Genomic DNA, 260 nt, shown 5'->3' with positions numbered 1-260 from the left:
ATGCACCTGTTGATCGGGCCTTCCTCCATTCTACCCCCACCAAAGCATCTATCCGGTGCGCAGCCCAAACCCGGTGATAATCAAGCTGTGCCCGGTACTGCTCCGAAAGTAACCGCCCCTCGTTCCTATCCAGAATGGCACCTACGGGGATTGGATAAGTAACAGCCCCACCCGTGCCCACCTGCGCAAAACTGTTAATCAGGTTGCGGGTATAATAACTCCCTAAGCCCTGTAAAATCTCCCTGTTGGTACGCTGCTCT

1 protein-coding gene is annotated in these 260 nt (G+C 54.2%); it reads right to left on the bottom strand.

The window, feature by feature from the left end; genetic code table 11:
- Positions 1 to 260, bottom strand: a 260-nt coding sequence (locus tag ACFE6N_RS23620) for a hypothetical protein (protein WP_378940392.1), incomplete at both ends; no start/stop codon positions are given.

It is taken from the genome of Pedobacter sp. BG31, from assembly GCF_042464845.1.
GTDB classification, from domain to species: Bacteria; Bacteroidota; Bacteroidia; order Sphingobacteriales; family Sphingobacteriaceae; genus Pedobacter; species Pedobacter suwonensis.
This window is presented reverse-complemented; position numbering and strand designations above follow the sequence as displayed.